The sequence below is a fragment of the Nonomuraea candida genome (genome assembly GCF_000725485.1).
Taxonomy (GTDB): domain Bacteria; phylum Actinomycetota; class Actinomycetes; order Streptosporangiales; family Streptosporangiaceae; genus Nonomuraea; species Nonomuraea candida.
Window position 1 is genome coordinate 1 of record NZ_JOAG01000220.1, and the last position, 223, is coordinate 223.

Below are 223 nucleotides of genomic sequence, written 5' to 3' on the forward strand. Positions count from 1 at the left end.
CGGCCGGCCACCATCGAGCTGCGCGACGTGTGGTTCCGGTACGGCGATGACGGCCCGTGGGTGCTGCGCGGGGTGAACCTGACCATCCCCGCCGGCGCCGCCGTGGGACTCGTCGGCGTCAACGGCGCGGGCAAGAGCACGCTGGTGAAACTGTTGTGCCGGTTCTACGACCCGCAGCGCGGCACGATCACCTGGGGTGGCGTGGACCTCCGCGAGCTGGACG

The 223-nt window shown here is 71.7% G+C and carries 1 protein-coding gene; it reads left to right on the forward strand.

Translation table 11 applies throughout. The features are described from left to right. On the forward strand, positions 1-223 hold a 223-nt coding region (locus IO39_RS43795), incomplete at both ends, for an ATP-binding cassette domain-containing protein (RefSeq protein WP_043638058.1).